The sequence below is a fragment of the Pontibacter ramchanderi genome, from assembly GCF_002846395.1.
Lineage (GTDB): Bacteria > Bacteroidota > Bacteroidia > Cytophagales > Hymenobacteraceae > Pontibacter > Pontibacter ramchanderi.
This window is the reverse complement of record NZ_PJMU01000001.1, coordinates 265,467-287,170: the sequence shown is the minus strand read 5'-3', so window position 1 is coordinate 287,170 and position 21,704 is coordinate 265,467. Positions and strand designations below refer to the sequence as shown.

Genomic DNA, 21,704 nt, shown 5'->3' with positions numbered 1-21,704 from the left:
TGTTTACTGCTAACTGTTTACTGCTAACTGTTTACTGCTAACTGTTTACTGCTAACTGTTTACTGCTAACTGTTTACTGCTAACTGTTTACTGCTAACTGTTTACTGCTAACTGTTACCTGTTATTTCATTTTCTATTGAACAGGATCTCTTCATAGCCTATCAGCAGGTCGGCACGTGAGCCGGGCGGGCGGTAGTAGATCAGGATGTCGTAGGTGTTGCCTGTCGCGAAATGACTGCCCTCAAAATGACTGGCATCAGCCTGGCGGGCACCTGCTGGTTTTAGGGCATAATAATAGTTGTAGTACCCTTGCTTTAGGAGCAGTCTGCCTTTGTATACCTGTTCCTCCTGGTCGTAGCGCATGCGGTTTTCTTCGGTCAGCAACCAATCCGTCATGCCGCCCTGCAGGTACACTTCGCCCTGCTCCTCGCCTGACTTTAACTCAAAATCCACCCAGGTATAGTCGGCGTTCACGATCGAGTTGCCGTACTCACGGTTGCCATACAGCATTTTGCCGTCGGCGTCCGGGTCCTGGCTGTAAGCCAGACCGACGCGGCTGCGCTCAGGCTGCAGTTGAATATGAACCGGCGACGCTTCCAGGTTGATCTGCTCTATACCCAGTCCTTTGAAACGGATGCTGCGCGAATCAAATGACCGGAACTCGCTCAGCCCCAAGAAATGATCCTTTGCCTCGAAGAACACATACTCCAGCCGGCGCTGGTCGTCGCGCACAAAGGCCGGCCGCGGGTATACCTTGGCATTGTCCCAGCGGTGGTTCTGGCGCATCACGGCCTTCACCTCCTGCGCCGGATTCACGAGGGCGTAGTCTTTATAAAACACATTGAACTCCACTGGTTGGCGGGCTGCTCTCCCCTCGGGGCCGGTTGGTGCACCCAGCTTGGCAGTTACGGCTACCAGGTTCTGATACACCAGGATGCGCCGGGTCAGCAACAGGTTACCACCCTCCTCGCTCACCTGCAGCACATAATTACCGCTTAGCTTCACGCGTGGCACCCGAAAACGGTAGTGCACATAAGGCACACGCGTGTTGATCGAGTTCTGCACATCTGTAATAAAAAATTCATTGAAGTCGTTCAGAAACTGTGCATCGTTCAATCCGGAAGGAGTCCAGTCGGCGTTGCAGTGCACCAGCTTAGCCACAAGCCGTTGCGGACCCGCATTGAGGCGGTCAAACTCGAGCAGAACCGGCTGCTCCTGGCCAATGGACACCACGGCGGGCTCCAGCACCGCTTCCGGCCCTCCGGTGCCGCGGTAGCACTGCACCGAACGGATGCTGGTATCATACACAAAGTCTTCGTAGCGAATCGTTTGCTGTGTGGTACTGCCCGATGTGGCGTAGCCCTGTTGCTCCAGCGGAACACAGGCTGCCAGGCCCAGGCAGAAAGAAGCAAGCACCAGGGCATTGCTTAACTTAGGTATTCGCATCATAAAATTCTATCAGGTTAGGGCGGACAGTTATAAACTTCCAGCCGCCGGATGTATATCCGAAGATAGGAATTTTTAAACAAAGGCGAAGAAACTGCGTAGTGGAGCATTGTATTTTTCATGTAATCCGCTGCAAATCAAACAATTACCACGTATACTGATTATTGCGTACCAAATAGCCCTTCACTATGAGAAAAATTCTACTGGCAGGCGCTACCGGACACCTGGGAAGGCATATTTTCCGGGAGCTCAAACAGCATGGGTTTGAAGTGCGTGTGCTGGCACGTAACCTGAAGAAGGCGCAGTCACTTTTTCCGGATCCGGAAGAGCTTGTACTTGCTGATGCCACAAAACCCTCCACGCTAGAAGGTTGCTGCACAGGTATAGAGGTAGTGATCTCGGCACTGGGGAAGAACCTGAGTCTCCGGCACCAGGGCAGCGGCTCTTTTCATGACATAAATTATCAAGCCAATCTTCACTTACTGCAGGAAGCAGAGCGGGCAGGCGTTCGACAGTTTATCTATGTTTCTGCCTTTGGGGCGGAGCGTTTCCCGGGTTTGGCCTATTTTAGAGCGCATGCCGATTTTGAAGAGGCACTACGGCGCAGCTCACTTAACTATACTATCCTACGTCCTGCGGTCTTGTTTTCGGCGCTGGATGAAATGACCACCATGGCACGCAGAGGGCACATTGGCCAACTCGGTCAGGGCGACAAACTGACCAACCCGGTATACGACGGAGACGTAGCGCGAAAGGTGATCGACTGCATCGGCAAACCCAGCCAATTGCTTGAGCTGGGAGGCCCTATCACCTATACCCGGCAGGAGCTGGCACAACTGGTATGCGAAGCCGCTAACTATTCGGGACGCGTGGCCGAAATTCCGTTCGACTACGTAGACACCCTCCTGCCCTTTGTTCGCCTGCTCAGCAGAAACCTGTACGACAAACTGGCCTTTATGTCGGCTATCAGCAAAATAGATTGTGTGGCTCCTTCCGTTGGTCAGTATACCCTGGAAGACTATTTCGAATTGGAGACGGAACTAAGCGGCTGAAGCCTACATTAATCGAAAATTTTTTCTAATTAAAAATGAATAAGTTAGCCTAAAAACCGCCTTTAGCTATATAAAAAGTGCGGCAGACTGTTTGCATAATAAAAGCGACCCGCTATATTTGCATCACAATTCGATAGAATGGTCCGTTCGTCTAGGGGTTAGGACTCCAGATTTTCATTCTGGCAACAGGGGTTCGATTCCCCTACGGACTACAAAAGCCGCTTCAGCTAATCCTGGAGCGGCTTTTTTGTTTCGCTCCCTCCTGAAAGTGAATAAATGCCGTAAGCAGATACCGTTAGCAGCCAGTTGTTGCAGGTTAGGCCTACTAGTCGATAGTATTGCTAAACATTTAGACCCGATTTCAGTTTCTTAAGCAACCGGAAAGGCTCACATCGCCGTGCCGATTTGCAAAGATCCAACACACCGGAACACCACTTCCCCATCATGTACAGCCAATTAATAACCTTTCTTAAAAGCCGAACCGACATTTCCGACGCCGCACTGCAAGAAGTATGCGCTTGCTTTGAGCCGATAAAAGCCAGACGCAACGAGACCCTGCTTCCCTACGGCGCTGTGTGCCAGCACTATTATTTTGTAAACAAGGGCTGCATCCGGCTTTTCACGATCAACAGGGCGGGAACCGAGACCACAAGGTTCTTCGCGTTTGAAGGGGGTTTCGGCACGGCGCTTCCCAGCTTTATCGAGCAGAAACCAGCTGAGGACTACATGCAGACCATCGAAAAATCGGAGCTCCTCCGGATTTCCAGGGAAAGCTTTTTTCACCTGGTGGAGAAGATCCCACAGTTCGCCTTCATCTACAGGCAGATTCTGGAGCTGGGTTTTATCACAGCCCAAAAGCGGATCTATGGCTTTCAGGGTTTTGATGCCCTGGAGAAGGTAAAGTGGGTGATAGCGCACCAGCCCGACTTTTTGTTGCGTGTCTCAAACAAGATGGCGGCCTCATACCTGGGCCTCTCCCCATCTACCCTGAGCAGGGTAAAAGCCAGGCTCTGAAAACGTTGACCTGGCGCAATGCTTTGCTGCTGCTGCGCTGGTAATTTTGTAAAAAATATGGTTTCAGACTAGCATATAATTCATTAGAACATGAAAAAATTAGCGCTTCTGCTGTGGCTTGTACTGGCTGCCAGCACAACTTTCGCCCAGACTGCTTCCTACCAACTGTCGAGCCACATACTGGATGTCGCCACAGGTATGCCGGCAAAAGGTGTACCGGTACAGCTCGAAAAAATGGATAAAAAAACGAAAACGTGGCAACAGCTAGACGAAAAGGTGACGGATGAAAATGGACGGATCAGGGATTTTCTGTCGACCAAAAACATGAACACGGGCGTGTACAGACTCCGGTTCCTGGTAGCCGATTATTTCAGGGACCAGAAGACGGAAAGCTTTTACCCCTTCATCGAAGTAGTTTTCCAGATCAAAGACAAGGAGCATTACCATGTGCCTATCACGCTGTCTCCTTACGGCTACGCTACCTACCGGGGAAATTAAAACAGACTACCTATTAACACAGCACAGTGATCCGGATTTGCCGGGTCGCTGTGCTGTATTGCACCAGCGGTTGCCTTCAGCTGGCAGCTATTCTTCTACTTCCACGATCATCTCTACTTCTACGGCCATGTTGAACGGAAGCGCATTGGTGCCTACCGATGTCCGTGCATGTTTGCCCATGTCTCCAAAAACGGCGATCATCATATCGGAATACCCGTTGATCACGTTCGGCTGGTCGTAAAAGGTCGCGGCTGAATTCACATACCCATTCACTTTCACGATACGCTTTACCCGCTTCAGGTCGCCCAATTCTCTTTTCAGTACCGCCAGTTGCAGCAGGGCAACCAACCTGGCTGCCTCATAGCCCTGCTCCACGGTCAGGTCCTGGCCCAGCTTGCCGGTTATATACTCCCCCTTGCCGGTACGCGGCCCTTTGCCCGACAGGTAAATCAGATTTCCGACTTTTACAGCGTCCACAAAACTGCCACCTGCGGCCGGCACTTCCGGCAACTGGATGTTTAATTGCGCCAGCTTCTCTTCCGGAGACTGCGCAAAAGCCACAAACGTGGTAAAGAATAGCAGGGTCAGCAGGAGTGTTTTCATAGCTGTAGGAAAGGTTATTTTGTTAAAAATATAATGGTGCTCTGTCAAGCGCCTTTTATGAATTATAAGCATCATACACATTCCAAGCCCATAGAATGAAGGGGATGATAAACGTCCACCAGAAAAAGAAGGTCAGAATCCCGCCGAAGATCCAGATGAAAATCCCTTTTAAAACATGGCCTTTGATGAGCTGGCCTAAGCCCGGTATAAAAAAAGAAATCAGGGCTGGTAAGCTGTGTGTTTGCTTGTGCATATCGTGCGGTTTAAGATTCTAAGCTGGGAGTGTTGTACATATTTATACCCTGCTACTACAGGTTTAATTTCATCCGGTGAAATGAACAGTTATTGCAGGTTTTATACAGAATTTTCTATATATTGAACAATCGATGCCTTTATAAGCATAAATATACCTAAACCCTCCTAAAGATTAAAAAATGGCACAAGTATCTATCAAAGACTTCGACTGGAACAGGGACTATTACGCCTATGTATGCATTGGCGGCTACGAGTGCTATAGCGGGCGCTTCAGGGCCTGGAAGCTCTACAGCCTCACCAGTGATGCCGTGAAAACGCTTAGCCAGCGACACGAAGAAGTACATGCGCTTTTCGATACACAGGAAGAACTCGAAGCCTACATCAAAGCCCTGCACGAGCAACCAGCACCGAGCACAGAAGAGATCAAACTGAACAAGATCGGCAAGGAAGGTGGCGATCAGCTGATCATCAGCTCGATCTTATAAGTGATTAAATGGTAAGTAATACAATCCCACACCCTGTCATTTCGACGAGAGGAGAAATCTGAAGATGATCACTGACCGCGACACCAACTTCGTTTATTTCAGTAGCCTGATCAAAGAACGGCCTGCGCTGAAAAGCTTTTGGCGATACCTGGAGAAGGAGCTCCATCGGGCAGGTATTAACTATGGCTTTATCGAGAACACGAACGACATCTGGTGTCGCGACTACATGCCAGTGCAGGTAGCGCCAAAAGCTTTTGTGCAATTCAAGTACTACCCCTCGTACTGTGACACCATAAAGTACCGGCCCTCGATCACAGATACAGCACAGGTACAACTAAGCAATCCCCTGCCAGGCACATCAATCCAACACCCACTGCTACTTGATGGTGGCAACGTCGTGCGTTCTAGGAATGCCGTGGTGATGACGGAGCGGATTTTTAAGGAAAACAAAACTATCGCAAAGGAGGATGTGATTGCACAGTTGAAGCAGGCGCTGCAAGTCGAGCAGCTATATCTGATCCCCTCCCAACCTTATGATTTTACTGGTCACTCAGATGGCATGGTGCGGTTTGTAGATAACCATACCTTGCTGGTAGCTGACTATAATGAAGAGCTGGATTATTGGAAAACCAAGTATAGAAATGCCTTACAAAAAACAGAGCTACGCTTGCTAGATTTCCCGGCGGTAAACACCGAACGGAAAAGCAAGGAAGGCAATTACACCGCCCACGGTTGCTACATTAATTTCGCCCAGATTGGTGATGTGATTTTGTTTCCGCAGTTTGATTTACCGGAAGATAAGGAGGCGTTTAAAGAGGCAAAGCGCATTTTTAAGAATTGTCAGGTTATACCTGTGGCTAGTGGGGAATTAGCTGAAGATGGTGGTGTGCTAAATTGTGTAACTTGGAATGTGAGGGTGTAAGGCTGATGCTATTATGACTAACTCTTAAAAAGAAAGGGAGCTTAAAAAATAAAGCTCCCTCTGCATTTTAAACTGCTTCAGCACTCTCAAACTGTTCTAACAAAGTGTCGATAAACTGCTCATATTCTTTTAACCGCTGAACCACTTCAGGCAAAATAACTATACTGTCATCTGGCCCTAACCAATGCTTCCTCTCCACAATTGCAACAGTCATATAAGTCCCACTTCCAAAGCGTCGTGGCTTTATTATTTCTTTTCTCCCCAATTTCTTTGCGTGAGCCATTAAGTTAGAATACCATTCGTTTCGAACATGACTGTGATTATTATAAACTTCGCCTATCTTGAAACAAAGATTTCCCTCCTCAATTTGTAAATAGACATTATAATCTTTCCATTCATCCGAGTGCCACCAAAGCCCTAAAAATCCACCAGCAGGATTTGCGACATATCGCCACCCGTTTACTTTAATCTGTGTTTGCAAAAACTGATAGAAGCCCTCCCAACTATTCCGATTCCAATTCTTGATAGGCAAAGTCTCAAAAGAATTGTTCTGTTTCTCTAACAAACCAATTCTTTCTACAAAATCATTGAAGATATCACTATCTACGGAGGAGTGCTTACTGAAATAATTCAAGAGCTCTGGTCTATTTACAACGGCATAACCTTTATTTTCAATTGTATCTAAAGATGCATTTGCCTCGCTACCTGTTTTAAGGTAAATACACACTAATTCGTGATTTTTATTCTTACACCAATCAGAAGCTACTTTCTTATATGTTTCTAATTGATTAGAATGTGCACCTGTGAATGTTTTATCCTCGATAATTATAAAGACTTCATCATTAACTTCTGCCCAGATATCAATATTCTCCCTCTGCCTACCTGCTTTTACTTTAACTATTTGTTTATCATAGCCAAGCTGTTTTGAAATTAAGAGTTTGATAAAATCTTGAGCTGCAAGAAATAATTCTTTGTTATGGCTCTTGTTGCTACCATCAGCCCACTGAAGCAACCAAGTAAAAAATGCGTCTTGCGATAGCTCCTTCGTAGCTACATTGAAGATGTTAGGTTTCATATTTTAGTTTGTTAAAGGGTGAAATTAAAAATCATTTAAACTCACTACACCGCTACCCTACTACCATACAAGTAACTTTGAAATCCGATAAAGGCATTTCGTATACTTGGTATGTCACCTAATTCTTTCTTTGCGTCAGCGATAGCACTGTACTTTAAAACTAAGAGCTGTGACAGCTTTTCTTCATCCAGTTCTTCAACCCCATCATTTACATACTGCTTGAGCACGAAGTTGAGGAACTCCTGCTGCTTGGGGTTGTAGTTCTTCAGATGGATTTTGGCGTTATGTGCTCTGATGTCGCGGTCTTCCATGGAGGCGCGGAAAGCTACGTAGGCCAGTACGTCATACAGGTCGCTATCTTCGGCGTGAAGCACTTTCTGGAATTCTTTAAGTTGCGCTTTGGCAAAGCCCCGCTCCTTCAGTTCTTCCAGTAGCTTTTTGCGGGTGCTGGGCTTGCTCCAGATTTCACGCAGTTCTTCTTCGCTCTTGAATAAGTCAGGCAAGGTACCGAACATATTGTGCAGGAACTCTTCGGCTGAAATAGGTTTACCTTCAGGACTCCAGAACGAGGTAGTGACCATGTGCTGTAAGGACCTGGTTTTGCCATCGGCCAGCTTGATCTTAATCATACTTTTGCCTGGCTCGTCGCAAACGCAGGGCGAGTTGCGGCAAACGGTGCAAGGTGCTGGTGGCTCTTTGGGGCAGATACAGGGATTATGTCCACAGATTTCGCATGGCTGTGGCTTAGGGCCTGGCTCTGGTTCTTCGGGCTCTAGTGGTTCTCCGTCCCACTCTGGGTCTTGAAAGTTCTTGTAGGCTTTCACGAAGTCATAAATCGTGAAGTGGTCTTTGCCGTCGTAGAGGCGGGTACCACGGCCTACTATCTGCTTGAACTCGATGATTTGCTTCACAGGGCGCAGCAAAACAATGTTGCGAATTTCGGGAGCGTCTACGCCCGTGCTCAGCTTTTGGGAAGTGGTGAGTACAGTAGGTATGCTCTTCTCGTTGTCTTGGAAATAGCGTAGCTGCTTCTCCCCTAGCTCTCCGTCATCGGCGGTAACGCGGTGACAGTAGTTCGGATTTTTGCTGGTGGACACCTGGTTTATGAGATTGCGCACGGCAAGTGCATGCGTTTGCGAAGCGCAAAATACAAGTGTTTTCTGGCTCTGGTCAATCAGACTCATGAAGGTCTTCACACGATAAGCTTCCAACTCCATAATCTCGATGATGCGGTTCTGGTCTTCTATGCCGTATGTCTTGCCTTCTTCCACTTCGCCTTCCAGCACCTCGTCGTCCGAGGTATAGACGTACTCGTCGCCAGTGGTTTGTATCTGCTTTATTTTGAAAGGTGTCAGGAAGCCGTCGTTAATGCCGTCTTTCAAGGAGTAGGTATAGACGGGCTTGCCGAAGTATTTGTAGGTATCGGCATTAAACTTCTTGCGCTTGGGTGTGGCGGTAAGGCCGAGCTGATAGGCTGGCTTGAAATACTCCATGATGGCCCGCCAGGTGCTTTCGTCGTTGGCACCGCCACGGTGGCACTCGTCTATGATGATGAAGTCGAAGAAGTCGGGTTCGTAATCGCCGAAGTAGGGCGTGCCGTTGGGGCCACTCATAAAGGTCTGGAAGATGGTGAAGAACACGCTGGCGTTTTTGGGCACTTTGCCTTTCTTCTTTATCTCTTTGGGACTGATACGTACCAAGGCGTCTTCTTCGAAAGCGCTAAAGGCGTTGAAAGCCTGGTCGGCGAGGATGTTGCGGTCGGCCAGGAACAGGATGCGGGGACTGCGCTGGTTATCGCCTTTGATGTTCCATTTAGCATTGAACAGCTTCCAAGCTATCTGGAATGCGATGGCTGTTTTACCTGTACCTGTGGCCAACGTAAGGAGGATGCGGTCGCGACCTTCGGCTACAGCTTCTAGTACACGGGTAATGGCGATGTCCTGGTAATAGCGCGGTTGCCAAGCGCCGCCTTTGTCTTCGAAAGGTATAGCGAGTAAGCGCTTTTTTATCTCCAGCTGCTGCGGCTTGTTTTTCTGCTCCTCGCCAAACACCATGTGCCAAAGCTCTTCGGGCGATGGGAAAGCGGTGATATCGCCTTCAGTGGCTTCGTGCATGTCGATGCCGTAAATCTTCAGGCCGTTGGTGCTGTAGGTATAGCGTATCTTCAGCTTTTCGGCGTAGCTTTTTGCCTGCGCCACACCTTCGGTATAGTCACAAGACTTTTTTTTAGCCTCAATCACGGCCAGGTAGCGGTTGCGGTACTGCAGCACATAGTCGGCCTTCACGGCAGGTTCCTTTTGTCCAAAGCCTATCAGACGGCCTTTGGTTATTGGAAACTCCATGCGGATACGGCTTCCTTCTACTACTCCCCAACCTGCTGCTTTTAATGCAGGGTCAATATACGTGGCGCGGGTTTCGGCTTCGTTCATTATCTGGGCTTTTTTTTGTCTACAATCCTGTAATTTTTGGAGTCAATAGGTAGTGCAACGCCTGCCTTCTCAAATATTTTCCCGACAACATGCACATGGCAAGGATGTCCGACTTTCCGCTCTGCTCTTGTAGGATAGTGAATCCTGAATATGTTTTTATTGTAGACACCATCAGCTGAAACAGCTTCTTCAAAGACGTTTTGCAGCATAGTAAAAGGTATTTCAATAAAGCTACGCTTACCTATCTGCACTTTATATCCAGGAGAACCATTATAGTCGTAGCGATTACATAAGAAACCTTGAGCTCTGACTACTTTTCTATACTGAGAGTTATAATCTAGCTTTATTTCCTCAACTATAGAGTTCTCAATCAAATTTCTAGCTTCGTTCCAAGTCATATTCAAGTTCTTTGGTTGCTGTTAACTCTCCACTAAAAGCTTTTTGAAGTATAGACTTCTTGAGTTCTTCAAGACTATCTAATTTCCGCATATAAATACCCTCTAGTTTCTTTGATTCCTCTGAAAGAGAATCAAGTTTTTCAACTATTTGGTTTTGTACCTCTAAGCTTTGAGGAAAAGATATTTCTATTTTCTTCAATAAACTTGCTTTTATACCTTGTACAGTTGCCCCTGTCCCTCTTTCCAAAATTTTCTTTCTAATCGGAGCTGACAGTAACATATATTTTAAAAAAGTTTGATTAAGAACTTCAGCATTAGGTTGCATTACTATAATGCGTTGAGCAAATGCTAATTTTTCAGTTAAGTCTATTTGTGCGACGTTAGCAAGCGGTGCCTCTGTAGTAAAAACAACATCACCATAGTTTGGTATTCCTCGTGTCATCCAAGTATCATAATTATCAGAATGGATAAATTCTTGAGGTTCGATGTTTAAGTATCCTAGCTTGACATTTTTAGCTGTTATCAGTCTTATACCTGAAGAAGTTTTTACTGGTGTCTTACCTCTATAATCAATAAACTTTATACAGCTCTCAATTGAATTATCAATCCAGCCCTCACCTCTAGTAGCAAAAATGCTATTCAATTCACTTTGAAAAAGTTCCTTGGCATTTTGGAGGTTGCGCTGCACATTCTCTTTGGCTTGTTCAATAGCAGATAATACTCCACCTACTATAGCAACAATTCTTTCCTGTTCATCTAAAGGAGGCACAAGAATTGGATAATCCTCTAATGCATCCTTATTTACCCCAGTTTGTCCCGCAGCTCTATGCGAAAGATTAATAATATAATCTTGAATCTCTGAATACTTTAGGAATAAGAAAGCATAATCTTTTGAAAGCACTCTTTCATCAGGAACTGCTTTCATCAATGCAACATTGTAAGCGCCTCTTAGTCCTTTTAGAATCTGAAATACAGGAGGGCCATACCTTCCTATCATGATATCGTTTTCATCACAAAACCTCCTAGCCTTGGCTTTAGGTATGTAAACAATATTATCATCAGATTTATAATCCCTAATTTGAATTAGTCTAATATACCCTTCTTTCTCTTCTAATGAGAAGTCACTCTTAGGAGGTTGTGAACCGCCTACAAAATCACAAACTTCGCTCAACCTTTTTAGCTTCCAGCTCTTCATAGTAGTTCTAAGATTAAGTTAAGTATTTCTTTAGTTTCTTTATCCAACAGCTTCATCTCCGCAACTATTTCTACAGGTTCACGCAATATAACTTCCTCCTTTTTATGAGGATTCTTCACCTGAAGGTCATAATTCTGATTAACGTCACTAGTACTTATAGTCCAGCTTTTCTCTGTCTCAGGCTTAGTTTTCTGCAGTGCCAAAAACTCCTCTAAGTCGCGGTCGTTCAGCGGGTTGGTTTTACCCATGTTGCGGCCGGGGCTCAGCTGGTAGTACCAGATGTTTCTGGTGGGCTCGCCTTTGGTAAAGAACAGCGCCACCGTTTTCACACCCGCCCCTAGGAACGTACCACCTGGCAAATCGAGCACGGTGTGCAGGTTGCAGCTTTCCAGGAGGTGCTTGCGTAGGCTCACCGAAGCATTGTCGGAATTGCTCAGGAACGTGTTCTTAATAACGATACCTGCCCTGCCGCCCGCTTTCAGGCTCTTGATGAAGTGCTGCATAAACAGGAAAGCCGTCTCGCCTGTCTTGATGTCGAAGTTCTGCTGCACCTCTGGTCGCTCCTTGCCCCCAAAAGGCGGGTTAGCCAGAATGACGTGGTAGCGGTCCTTCTCCTGTATGTCGCGTATGTTTTCGCTCAGCGTGTTGGTATGGATGATGTTGGGCGCTTCGATGCCGTGCAATATCATGTTCATGATACCGATGATGTAGGCCAGGTTCTTCTTCTCTTTGCCGTAGAAGGTTTTGGTCTGCAACGTCTCCAGGTCCGATGTGCTTAAGTTCTCGCGGTCGCGGCTCATGTACTCGTAGGCTTCGCACAAAAAACCCGCACTGCCCACAGCCCCATCGTACACGCGCTCACCAATCTTCGGCTGCAGCACTTGGATAATTGCCCTGATAAGCGGACGCGGGGTATAGTACTGCCCTCCGTTGCGGCCCGCATTGCCCATGTTTTTGATTTTGGTCTCGTAGAGGTGGCTCAACTCGTGCTTGTCCTTCTGCGAGCGAAAAGGCAACTCGTCGGCATACTCCAGTATCTCACGCAGGTTGTAGCCGCTCTGAATCTTGTTCTTCAGCTCACTGAAAATCTCCCCGATCTTGTACTCGATGGTCTGCGGGTTGTCGATGTTCTTCTGCTTAAAGCCAGCAAGGTATGGAAACAGCTTCTGGTCCACGAACTGCACCAAGTCTGGTCCCGTCATAGCGCGGTGTATGTCCAGTTTGCCCTCGGCAGTCTTTGGCATGGCCCAGTTCGGCCAGCGGTACTCTTCGTCCAGAATATAAGTATACTCTTTGCCCTCCAGTTCCGCCGTATCGGCCTTGTCCTGCTCCAACTCGTCGAGGTAGCGCAGAAACATCACCCACGAGGTCTGCCCGATATAATCCAGTTCACTATCCGCACCCGAATCCTTGTACAGGATGTCGTCTATATTCTTAAAGGTTTGTTCAAACATGTTGGTAAGTGGTAATCTAAATTTTGTTTGTTATCAAAGATACAGCTATCGATTCTCTCCCGAAACAGGCTTAGACGGCCTGTGTTAAGGTTATGTTGAGAAAGCCTTAATGTTGCAACTTATACGCTCTAAAGTAACATATAATATTTAGAATATTAAATAAAATTCCTTTACTTGTGCAAAAAATCGCTGCTCTTAAAAGCGAAGTGAATACGCACCCTTTCCCCTTATTTATGAAATATCAGTACGCAATCCCTATGTTGCTGACAGCCTTGTTCATATCTATCAAGGCCCTGGCTTACGATGACTATGATTATGATGAAGATGATTTTGGAGTAGCAGAGGCTGGTATGCTATTGTTTTTTGGGGCTTGTATTGCCCTAGCTGGTTTTATTATCAGCCTGCTAGTACCGCTCAGAAAAATAGGAAGAGGCATATGCATCGCAGGCTTAGTGATTGGTGGCATAGGTGTGGCAAATGTGGCGCTTATGGTTCTATCCTGGGCACTGACTACTGCTTTAACCCTTGCGCTATACCTAGGAGGCTTATTTGTGGTAGGCTATATATTGTATGCTATTTATCAGTGGCTTATATCTCCTAAACATTAATTTTATTCTGGTCACAAAATTTGATTATACTAAGAAATCTCTTCCGTAATTTCGCGCTATAACATAGGACGTTCACTATTTTCCATTTCAGCATCAATGAAAACACTTTTACCATTACTGATTACACTATTATTATCTACCAACGCTTTTTCACAAAAGCTAACGCTTCAAGAACTAGTAACCCTTTGCGACAAGCAAAGCTGGGAAAGTGTCAATACTACGCTTTCAGCCAAAGGGTGGGTTTATCACGATTCCAAAAAGGGCGATGACTATAACTACAATACCATCACCTGGTCTTACAATAAGGACTATTACAGTGATAAAGCAAATGCCTGGTTTAAGTTATTTACTTATGAAGGGCATCCTAACAAGGTGACTTATACAGTTTTTAATAAACCTGCCTATACCCTTATCGCCAACTCTATTACCTCTTCAGGTTATAAGCTTGTAAGCAGTGCTATAGAAGACAACGAGTTAATCTCAACGTATGCCAACAACTCCCATCTCGTTAAAATCAATACTGAGAAAAGAGAAGACGATGACTGGTCAGAGCGCAGCATTACTGCCTACCAAATTACTGTCATCAAGAAAGCCGGAGTGTACGACCCCAATAATGGCAAGAAAACAAGTTATCATGAAGATGGCGAGATAGAAGCAGAGTATACGCTTAAGGATGGTGAATTGCATGGTGCATTTAAGTCCTACTATGATAATGGCCAATTACAAAAACAGGGTAATTACTTAAATGGTAAAGGCAACGGCAAGTTTGTAGAATTCGATGAAGATGGTGACAAAACAGCAGAATATACTATGCTGAATGGTGAAGTACATGGTCTTGCTAAAATCTATGAAGGAGGTCTGCTTTCTGAGGAAAAGGAATATGTGAATGGAGTACAAACAGGAAATTTTATTGACTATTACTATGATTCGGAGACCGAAAAACCTACGATAAAAGTAGTTGGTTCGACCATAGACGGGAAGAAAAGCGGGAAATGGACCAGCTATTATGTAGCAGACGGTCAAGAAGAACCTCTCGAATACTGGCATTACAAAGATGGATTAAAGCATGGAGAGGCTAAGGAGTTCATAGGGAGCGACTCTCTTCAAATAGCAACCTATGCTAATGGGAAACTACACGGACCTTATAAAAGAAAAGTTAAGCTGAAGTTAACGGATACCGAAACCGGTGAACAAGACTTTGTGTGGGATACTGATTGTGAAGGCGAATACAACAATGGACTAAAGCATGGCAAATGGACTTACTATTATATGCTAACAAAGCTTAAAGAAGGCCGCTATGCCAATGACAAAAGAGAAGGTATTTGGTCATATTTCATCCCGGTAGGCAGCCGTAGCGGACAAGTAATGCTTGAATCTAACTATTCGAACGATAAGAAAAACGGCTTAGAAAAGCGGTATTTCTTCATGGAAGAAGTAGAAGACAATTCACAAGGAAGACAAATTATTACTTATAAGGCCTTCCCGGCCCTGGTGAAGACATTTTATAAAGACGATTTAAAAAATGGCGATTATGAGTATAGGGACTCAACAAATATATTAGTCGACAAAGGCTCCTATCTGAATGATGAAAAGCATGGTCAATGGCTAGAAGGCTATATTCACAACAATCCTGACGATTCCCGCTCCTGGCTTTACTATGCAGGAGAATATAAGAACGGCAAAGAAGAGGGTAAATGGATCTCTTATTTTGATAGGAACCTAATCCTTACAACTTCCCATTTTCGTGCAGGCAAACTAAACGGTGAGTTAATAGAATGGAATGAGCTTGGTAAACCTGCTGAAAAGAAAATTTTTGAAAACGGTGATTTAAGAGACCTAACCATTTATGACTCTGCCGGTGAGAAGATCATGAATAGGTATGAGATTTACAATGAAAACTCAAGCAGCTTCATATGTCGACAGTCAGAGTATTTTGATGATAAGATCGTTTCACAGGAATACAGAATTTTCAGGCAGGAAAAGATTCATCATAATGATTTTGAAAGGTTGTTCCTTAATCTAACAGGCATCACCTCCAGTAAAGTTTATGGTTACAAAGACGGAGAATACAAAATGACCACCCCGGCTGGTGAGTCGCTGATCACAGGCAAGTATCTCAAGGAAGACAAAATAGGTCAATGGACTTATACCTATCCAAGCCAGCAGGTGGTGATGGAATTGAACTATGAGAAAGGGCAAGCCCACAGCGAGAAGTACCGCACACTGGCAGGTCAGCCTTATTCTGGTGAGTTTGTTTACTACGATGCTACTGCAGGGCTAAAAGAGGAAAGAAAGATTAAGAATGGGCTTCGAAATGGCAGAACCACTTATCTGGACAGCAATAATAAGGCGATTAGAAAAGAAAACTACAAAGAGGGAGCACTGAAATGAGTTTAACAGTAGAAGAAATGCTCCGCCTCTATTACAACAAGTACAAAGAATTAGAGCGTAAAGGAGGTCCTGAAAAGGACGGCGACTTGTTTGAAGAAGTGATTGGTCTGGAAGAAGGGATATTGGAAAAGTTTGGCCTGCCTGCTTCTAACACAAACAAAGAAATACTCTGGAAGCTGTCACGAAAGAAAAAAATCTCTGACAAATCTATAGACTTGACACTACTGCAGCTGAAAGCTGCTGCTGAGAAACATTTGTATGCACCTGTACTCACAGACCTGGAGCAGCTTCAGAAAGCGAAGGCTCAGAATCGGAGTGCCTTTGACATATTGCCGGAACTTGGCCATCCGACGCACGAATATACAATTCTCTTGTATGATACTATACTTGATTATGTAAGCCCTAAATTGGTACTGGCGGAGCTAAGCGCCCTTAAACGATTAGATTGTTATGGAGAGATAGCTACTCTGAAAAATCAGTATCCTCGGACTTTCAGAAAAACCAAAGTTTATAAGCAACACAAGCCATACCTGAAGTTTCTGGATATTTATTTAGATCCCTTAAATATAGACTTACTCTATAACTTGGGCCATGATGAAACAATCGTAGGTTATCCCCACCCGCTAGTATATGCGGCTATAGCTATGCCTCCTGAATTTGAAGAAAGAGAGGATAACAGGCAAGCGAACCTTTTTGATTCAGTTCGTCCAGAAGCAATAGAGTTTAATCCTGAGTACATAACACTAATTGATTTGATTGTGATCGAAGAGATCATTTTCAGTGAGGACTCCGCCGTGACAGTGGTTGGGCACATTGCCCATGCACACTATCCCCAGCCAATTACTTTAGGATTTGAATTTGATGCATTAACATCTCTTATCCAGGATTATGGAAGCCACGGACAGTATATACTTAGTTATTTCAATAAACAACGGCAACTTAATCTGATTGATAGTCCGACAATTATTTCTTTGAAAGATAAAACTGGAAGTAACTTGGGATTAAACAAGCATTACTTAAAGGTTTACAAACCGCTCACGCTAGGTCCGTCTGGCAAACCAGAAGTTATGAAGGAAGCCTTTTATATAGTTGATGAGGTGATAGACAGAGCCCGCTACGATCAAGAACAGATACCAAAATTGAAATGCAGCCTAAATGGTGCTTTCCACCATATGTTGCAACATTACTATTTCTATTTAAATGCGCTATTAAAGGGTATGAACGATGCTGAGGCTAGGAAGAAGTCTGGCCTGGAGGATAATACACGCTTCGAAGTCTCTAGATTGTTATATATGCTTTATAAACACGGTGAGACTCCTGAGATGAGGTAAGGGCCAAATTATTGGCTTAGAAAAAACATAAAACTTTATACACTTCCCTTAATGAAAAAACTACTACCTTTTACATTTATCGCAATACTACTATTTGGTTGTGGTGCAAATGAAGATTATGCTTATGGTAGTTACTCTGACGGTACCTATTGTGCAGAAGTTGACTATTACAATCCTAACACTGGCAACAGTTCTACTTACACCTTGGAAGTTGAGATAGAGGACGATGATTTAACAACTATCCATTGGCCTAACGGTGGCTGGTTAGACGATTCACACTTCAGTTCCACCGATATTAGTGGAGGATCTGCCAGTTTCACAAGTGACAGAGGCTATGAATATACTGTCACAATAACAGGAGAAGGAGGAAATTGCTACACATCAAGTTACATAGATGATGAAGAGGAAGAAGAAGATGATTATCTGTATGATGAAACAGAAGATGTACTGGCTGAAGAAGAATACTAACACCGGAATAGAGGCCTAAACTATGCTAAACTCAGAAGCGCTTGCCCAAATCAGGAAAGGTATACAGAAGGTCATTGATAAAAATGACTGGGCTTTTAAGTTACGCCCTGAAACTTCGTCAATAGAATGCACTATTTGGATCCAAGCTGCAGATGTCACAGATAAGATTGTTCAGCCAGCATCACGTGAATTAGTAAAAAATGGGAGAAACTTTAAACCAGAAGCAGAGGGTGATCTAGATAATATTAGTAGCCTTATCGATTATGCTACTAATGAATTAACTAAATATGCCACTTTGTGTGGCATAAATGGCAATAGTTCTGTTAGCGCTAAAACTTCTGACCCAATAAATGATCTTATCCGAAAATATAAAGAAGATCTCCGCCTCAATGGCCTTCAGGACGAGCTATACAAATGGCGGCTCCTTCAAACTTATCGTAGCAGGCCAAATCTGGATGCCGCTGATTTTACGGCAGAGATCAAGTCTATTGATTTTGCAAATCTGATTTATGGAGTAGGTATAGGCGTTGTCCACCACCTCGCAAAGGACAGACCAGAGGAATACAGGGCTTGTTTCAAATTACTCTTCAATGAGGAGCTTCCCCTGGCTGAGAGGCTAAACTCCTTTAACTCCGAAACGCTGAAGCTTTTCAGAGAACTGCAGCCTAATCCGAAACACTCACACCATCATGACGAACGGACGATGGCCACCCTCCTTACCTACTACAATCCTGATAAGTATGCTTTCTACAAAGATTCATTTTATCAGAAGTACTGCAAGTTATTAGGTATAAAGCCTAAAAAGGTAGGTGAGAAATATCTACATTACCTAGAGCTGTTAGATAGCTTTATCTCTGAATATGTGGTGACAGACAGTGATCTACTTAGTTTGGTTGATACACTTTTACCAACTGATGCTTTCAAAGATACAAACCGTAAAGTATTGGCTCAAGATATATTATACAGGATGCTGGATAAAGGATTAGAAGAGATAGAGATTGGAGATGCCTCAGTATACAAAATCTCTATGGGGGACTTCAATGATCAAGAAATAGCTGATTGCATAGATCAGAAAAAAATTATTGTGCACCAGAACACAAAACCTCTAGGCCAAACACGTGAAAGCCAAGGGTTTGTTTATTCAAGTAAAATCAGAATAGGTGACTACTTTTATCTTACCCCCGGGAATAGAAATCAAGCTGTAAGTCTTCTAGGAAAAATAACAGGCCCTGCAACTTCGGCTACCTACAACAGTTATGGGGATGAAGGATGGTTAGAGCGACCATTTGATATAATTGCTATACCAAAAAACAAAACTAAATATACAGGCAAGCAAAAGTGGTGGACACCTAATAGCAGAACAACTTGTGTAGCTATAGATTTAGAAGAGTTAGAGGAAGCCAATAAATTGCTTATTGAACCTTATTTTATGGCGAAACTTGTGCATGACTCTAATTCCAACGTTGACAGTACTGACACTAAAGATGATCCGATTAAAACTAACGCAAAAGAATTTAAAATGCCTCTAAACCAGATTTTGTTCGGCCCACCAGGTACAGGCAAGACTTATAATACCATTAACAAGGCCTTAGAAATTCTTGGTGAACAAACGGAAGGTATAGACAGGTTTACACTAAAGAAAGTGTTCGAGAATAAAGTGGCTGAAGGTCAGATAATGTTTACAACCTTCCATCAGAGCATGAGCTATGAAGACTTCATCGAAGGTATAAAACCACAGGAAGCTTTTGATAAGGACGGGAACACGATCATTTCCTATAAGGTTGAACCTGGTATCTTCAAGAAGATCTGTGACAAAGCTACCACTAAGGAAGGCTCAGACAATTTTGACGAAGTATACGAGCAATTTACAGAGGACATACAAGCGGAGGACTTCCTATTACTTCACACTCCCCGACACAACAAGCCTTATAAGATTACAGTTAACTCTAACAAGAACTTTATTGCCAGACCAGAGACTGTTACAGCAACTCCAATGGTCATCACAAAGGATATGGTTCGAGACTATCTCTTCTATGGGAAGATACGGGATTGGAAGCCATACACGGTTAGCATAAGCGAACACCTTAAATTAAGGTATAAATTATCGATCCAAACTGAAACAGCACAAAATAAAGATTACATCCTCATCATCGACGAAATCAATCGCGGCAACGTCTCCCAAATCTTCGGAGAACTCATCACACTAATCGAAGAAGACAAGCGTCTTGGTAAAGACGAACAACTGGAAGTCACCCTCCCCTACAGCAAAGAGAAGTTTGGTGTACCAGCCAACCTATACATCATCGGCACCATGAATACTGCCGACCGTAGTGTAGAGGCTTTGGACACTGCCCTGCGCCGCCGCTTCAGCTTTGTTGAAATGCCACCAAGGTATGATCTGGAAGGGCTTCAGCAGGAAGTGGAAGGCTACAAACTGGCTGACATCCTTCAGAAAATAAACCGTAGAATAGAGAAGCTATTGGGCAAAGACAACCTGATCGGGCATAGTTATTTTCTCTGCGTTAAGAACACCGATAACCTACGAGCTGCTTTCCAGAACAAGATCATTCCGCTGCTGCAGGAGTATTTCTACGGCGACTACGGCAAGATAGGCTTGGTGCTGGGTGAGGGCTTTTTCAAGGAACTGGATAAAGTTGAAGAGGCTGATATATTTGCCTCTTTCGGCAATTACGATCCTGCTGGTCTATCTGAAAAACAGGTATACCATTTAGCCGAACTAATAGGTAAAGACCGACTGTCAGACGATGACTTTAAATCGGCTCTGGAGAAGTTAATGAAGTAGACATATGCTTGAACAGGAAAACCCTCTGCGGGTATTTGAGCATAGCAGTCTCTGGGCACATAAAGGTGAGCCAAAGAAACGCCTCACCGACAAACAATTGCAGTCGCTGCAGGCTTTCCATGGTGAGGAAGGTGTCCCCTACTATACCTTAATCCATAGAGGTGTCAGGTTCACGGAGTATGTAGGTGTGTTGCAGGTTGGAGGCCTAACCATTGAAGTGCTCCCAAAAGCAGATAAAAACGATAGCATTACTAAGTGGCACGGTATGCTGATCGGTATGCTCAAAGCAGTCGGTCTGTTTAACATACAGGCTCCGACGACCAGCGACCTAAGCCTGCGCTCCAACTCTATTCTGGACCTGTACTTTGCGCTATACCTGCAGGAAGTAGAGTATCTGCTGCATCGCGGACTGGTAAAGAAATACCGTAAAACTGAAAGTAATGCAACAGCACTAAAAGGTAGTATACAGTTTGCGCAGCACATCCAGAAAAATCTGGTCCACCAAGAGCGATTTTATGTGCGACACACTACCTATGATGTGCAGCACCAACTGCACCAGATCTTATACAAAACTTTACTGCTACTAAAGCAAATCAATACCAATACTGCGCTACATAGTAAGATCGGTTCGCTGCTGTTAAACTTCCCGGAGCAACAGGATCTGAAAGTATCAGAAGCCACTTTCGAAAAGATCACACTTAACCGCAAAACAGAAAGCTACAGCAAAGCACTTGAGATTGCCCGTATGCTGCTGCTCAACTACCATCCGGATGTAAGCAAAGGGCAAAACCACGTACTCGCCCTGATGTTTGACATGAATATGTTGTGGGAGCGTTTTGTGTACGTGAGCCTTCGAAAAGGCTTTCGGAAAGCAAACCTCAGCTATACTTTACACGATCAGGTGCACAAGTATTTCTGGAAGCCAACGCACGGGAGTCGTAGCAAAATCAAACCTGATATTGTCATCAACAAAGATAAAACTGACTGTGTAGTTTTGGATACCAAATGGAAGAACCTGAACGGTTACAACCCTTCCCCTGATGATCTAAGGCAGTTGTATGTATACCACCAATATTACCATGCAAAAAAAGTCGCGCTGGTTTATCCTGGCGGAGAGAAAGGGCTGAAAAACGGGAAATACCTTTGTTCTAGTACAGGTATAGAAACGGATAAAGAATGTAGTATCATTACATTACCTGTTCAAGATTCCATCGATGCCTGGCAAAAATCGATTTTTGATGCAATATATGATTGGTCAGGTTACAGAGAGTAGCTGA

At 44.5% G+C, this 21,704-nt stretch carries 19 protein-coding genes and 1 tRNA gene; 12 read left to right on the top strand and 8 right to left on the bottom strand.

All coding sequences use genetic code 11. From position 1 onward, the window contains the following. Positions 1-126: 126 nt before the first annotated feature. On the bottom strand, positions 127-1,449 hold the full coding sequence (locus tag BD749_RS01200) for a type IX secretion system plug protein (protein WP_101442558.1): 1,323 nt from the start codon (positions 1,447-1,449) through the stop codon (positions 127-129). Between the two features lie 185 nt (positions 1,450-1,634). Here BD749_RS01200 and BD749_RS01195 point away from each other — a divergent pair, with 185 nt between their 5' ends. From BD749_RS01195 to uraH, 4 genes are all read left to right on the top strand, one after another. Then, positions 1,635-2,498 carry an SDR family oxidoreductase gene (locus BD749_RS01195; RefSeq protein ID WP_101442557.1) on the top strand — a complete coding sequence of 288 codons (864 nt, stop codon included), beginning with the start codon at positions 1,635-1,637 and terminating at the stop codon, positions 2,496-2,498. A gap of 140 nt (positions 2,499-2,638) precedes the next feature. Continuing rightward, positions 2,639-2,710, top strand: a tRNA-Glu gene (locus BD749_RS01190). 193 nt (positions 2,711-2,903) lie between these two features. Beyond that, a complete protein-coding gene (locus tag BD749_RS01185; protein ID WP_245868589.1) occupies positions 2,904-3,512 on the top strand; it encodes a Crp/Fnr family transcriptional regulator in 609 nt (202 codons plus the stop codon). 90 nt (positions 3,513-3,602) lie between these two features. Then, a complete protein-coding gene (gene uraH / locus BD749_RS01180; protein WP_101442555.1) occupies positions 3,603-4,010 on the top strand; it encodes a hydroxyisourate hydrolase in 408 nt (135 codons plus the stop codon). A gap of 87 nt (positions 4,011-4,097) precedes the next feature. On the opposite strand, the gene BD749_RS01175 is transcribed toward uraH, so the two are convergent. Together BD749_RS01175 and BD749_RS01170 are read right to left on the bottom strand one after the other, a co-directional pair. Then, entirely contained in the window at positions 4,098-4,613 is a 516-nt protein-coding gene (locus BD749_RS01175) for a RidA family protein (protein ID WP_101442554.1), read from the bottom strand. A gap of 55 nt (positions 4,614-4,668) precedes the next feature. After that, positions 4,669-4,866 (bottom strand): hypothetical protein, encoded by a 198-nt coding sequence (locus BD749_RS01170; RefSeq protein ID WP_101442553.1) that lies wholly within the window; start codon positions 4,864-4,866, stop codon positions 4,669-4,671. Between the two features lie 181 nt (positions 4,867-5,047). On the opposite strand from BD749_RS01170, the gene BD749_RS01165 reads away from it, so the two are divergent. After that, positions 5,048-5,353 carry a hypothetical protein gene (locus BD749_RS01165; protein WP_101442552.1) on the top strand — a complete coding sequence of 102 codons (306 nt, stop codon included), beginning with the start codon at positions 5,048-5,050 and terminating at the stop codon, positions 5,351-5,353. Between the two features lie 64 nt (positions 5,354-5,417). Further along, positions 5,418-6,275, top strand: coding sequence for an agmatine deiminase family protein (locus BD749_RS01160; RefSeq protein WP_101442551.1), 858 nt, complete (start codon positions 5,418-5,420; stop codon positions 6,273-6,275). 67 nt (positions 6,276-6,342) lie between these two features. On the opposite strand, the gene BD749_RS01155 is transcribed toward BD749_RS01160, so the two are convergent. Genes BD749_RS01155 through BD749_RS01135 form a run of 5 tightly spaced genes read right to left on the bottom strand, consistent with a single transcriptional unit; the run spans position 6,343 to position 12,826 of the window. Next, positions 6,343-7,350, bottom strand: a complete 1,008-nt coding sequence (locus BD749_RS01155; protein ID WP_101442550.1) for a PD-(D/E)XK nuclease family protein — start codon at positions 7,348-7,350, stop codon at positions 6,343-6,345. 44 nt (positions 7,351-7,394) lie between these two features. After that, complete coding sequence (gene hsdR / locus BD749_RS01150; RefSeq protein WP_101442549.1) at positions 7,395-9,779, bottom strand: EcoAI/FtnUII family type I restriction enzme subunit R; 2,385 nt, start codon at positions 9,777-9,779, stop codon at positions 7,395-7,397. After that, the gene (locus BD749_RS01145) at positions 9,779-10,177 is read right to left on the bottom strand and encodes a hypothetical protein (RefSeq protein WP_101442548.1); all 399 of its coding nucleotides are present in this window, start codon (positions 10,175-10,177) and stop codon (positions 9,779-9,781) included. Before BD749_RS01145 ends, hsdR begins: the two co-directional genes overlap by 1 nt. Further along, complete coding sequence (locus BD749_RS01140) at positions 10,158-11,372, bottom strand: restriction endonuclease subunit S (protein WP_101442547.1); 1,215 nt, start codon at positions 11,370-11,372, stop codon at positions 10,158-10,160. The genes BD749_RS01145 and BD749_RS01140 overlap by 20 nt, the downstream gene beginning before the upstream one ends. Continuing rightward, positions 11,369-12,826: a class I SAM-dependent DNA methyltransferase gene (locus BD749_RS01135; protein WP_101442546.1), complete on the bottom strand. Its 1,458-nt coding sequence runs from the start codon at positions 12,824-12,826 to the stop codon at positions 11,369-11,371. Before BD749_RS01135 ends, BD749_RS01140 begins: the two co-directional genes overlap by 4 nt. A 176-nt stretch (positions 12,827-13,002) precedes the next feature. Between BD749_RS01135 and BD749_RS01130 the strand changes: the two genes are divergently transcribed. From BD749_RS01130 to BD749_RS01105, 6 genes are all read left to right on the top strand, one after another. After that, positions 13,003-13,434: a hypothetical protein gene (locus BD749_RS01130; RefSeq protein WP_143741208.1), complete on the top strand. Its 432-nt coding sequence runs from the start codon at positions 13,003-13,005 to the stop codon at positions 13,432-13,434. Positions 13,435-13,530: 96 nt separating this feature from the next. Further along, complete coding sequence (locus BD749_RS01125; protein ID WP_101442544.1) at positions 13,531-15,825, top strand: toxin-antitoxin system YwqK family antitoxin; 2,295 nt, start codon at positions 13,531-13,533, stop codon at positions 15,823-15,825. After that, entirely contained in the window at positions 15,822-17,156 is a 1,335-nt protein-coding gene (locus BD749_RS01120) for a hypothetical protein (RefSeq protein ID WP_143741207.1), read from the top strand. Before BD749_RS01125 ends, BD749_RS01120 begins: the two co-directional genes overlap by 4 nt. A 51-nt stretch (positions 17,157-17,207) precedes the next feature. Continuing rightward, on the top strand, positions 17,208-17,624 hold the full coding sequence (locus BD749_RS19285) for a hypothetical protein (protein WP_180336290.1): 417 nt from the start codon (positions 17,208-17,210) through the stop codon (positions 17,622-17,624). A gap of 22 nt (positions 17,625-17,646) precedes the next feature. Further along, positions 17,647-20,427, top strand: coding sequence for an McrB family protein (locus tag BD749_RS01110; protein WP_218972536.1), 2,781 nt, complete (start codon positions 17,647-17,649; stop codon positions 20,425-20,427). Between the two features lie 4 nt (positions 20,428-20,431). Further along, complete coding sequence (locus BD749_RS01105; protein ID WP_101442542.1) at positions 20,432-21,700, top strand: McrC family protein; 1,269 nt, start codon at positions 20,432-20,434, stop codon at positions 21,698-21,700. Positions 21,701-21,704 lie beyond the last annotated feature (4 nt).